This window comes from Staphylococcus sp. GDY8P126P, from assembly GCF_017891965.1.
GTDB classification, from domain to species: Bacteria; Bacillota; Bacilli; order Staphylococcales; family Staphylococcaceae; genus Staphylococcus; species Staphylococcus saprophyticus.
In genome coordinates this window covers 1-1428 of record NZ_JAESKG010000021.1, presented here as the reverse complement: position 1 = coordinate 1428, position 1428 = coordinate 1, and the positions used below count along the sequence as shown (strand labels likewise).

The window sequence follows — 1428 nt, the reverse complement described above, 5'->3', positions numbered from 1 at the left end:
AAGCAGTCAATATTCCGCATGGTAAATTATTAAATGAAAATATTCCATTTAATAAAGAGGATAAAATATACGTACATTGTCAGTCAGGTGTTAGAAGTTCAATCGCAGTGGGTATCTTAGAAAATAAAGGATTTGAAAATGTCGTGAATATTAGAGAAGGCTATCAAGATTTTCCAGAATCATTAAAATAATTTAAGGGTGTGGAAAAATGAGTAAGTATTATCAAATTGTTATTGTAGGTGGCGGTACAGCAGGTATTACCGTGGCATCAAGACTATTAAGAAAAAATCAAAGCTTAAAAGGAAAAATAGCAATTATAGACCCGGCTGAATATCATTATTATCAACCGTTATGGACTTTGGTTGGTGCTGGGGTATCGAGTTTAAAAAGTTCTCGTAAAGATATGAAAAGTGTTATGCCTGAAGGTGTTCAATGGATAAAAAATGCTGTTTCAAGCTTTCAACCTGAAAACAATAGCATTATTTTAAGAGATAATTCGGTCGTTAGTTACGAATTTTTAGTGGTAGCCCCTGGATTACAGATTAATTGGTCTTCTATTAAAGGATTAAAAGAGAATATAGGTAAAAATGGTGTTTGTTCTAACTATTCACCTAACTATGTTCGCGAAACTTGGAGACAAATTTCTAAATTTAAACAAGGGAACGCGATTTTCACGCATCCTAATACGCCTATCAAATGTGGAGGCGCACCTATGAAAATTATGTATTTAGCTGAAGATTATTTTAGAAAACATAATATCCGTTCTAATGCTAATGTGATATACGAAACGCCAAAAGATGCTTTATTTGACGTAGGCAAATATAATAAAGAATTAGAGAAAATTGTTGAAGAAAGGGATATAATTGTCAATTATAATTATAATCTTGTTGAAATTGACGGAGACAAAAAAGAGGCTACATTTGAACACATTAAAACAGACGATAGAAAGACAATAGATTATGAAATGTTACATGTAACACCACCCATGGGTCCCTTAGGTGTACTTAAAGAAAGTACACTTTCAGATAGTGATGGTTGGGTAGATGTTAACCCAACCACATTACAGCATAAAAGCTACTCTAACATATTTGGGCTTGGTGATGCTTCAAATGCACCTACTTCCAAAACAGGAGCAGCAATTCGTAAACAAGCGCCTATAGTTGTTAATAACCTATTGCAAGTAATGGATAATGAAATGTTGACGCATCATTATGATGGTTATACTTCGTGCCCTATCGTTACCGGGTACAATAAATTAATACTTGCCGAGTTTGATTATAATAAAAAACCAAAAGAAACATTGCCTTTTAACCAGGCCAAAGAACGAAGAAGTATGTATATTTTTAAAAAAGATTTATTACCTAAAATGTATTGGTACGGTATGTTAAAGGGTCTTATGTAAATAACAAGAGTGTACAGAAAATAACC

The 1428-nt window shown here is 32.9% G+C and carries 2 protein-coding genes; both read left to right on the top strand.

All coding sequences use genetic code 11. The features are described from left to right. On the top strand, positions 1–191 hold a 191-nt coding region (locus KA893_RS13025), incomplete at its 5' end, for a rhodanese-like domain-containing protein (RefSeq protein WP_142918454.1). Between the two features lie 17 nt (positions 192–208). After that, entirely contained in the window at positions 209–1402 is a 1194-nt protein-coding gene (gene sqr, locus KA893_RS13020; RefSeq protein ID WP_107628730.1) for a type II sulfide:quinone oxidoreductase Sqr, read from the top strand. Positions 1403–1428: the final 26 nt, after the last annotated feature.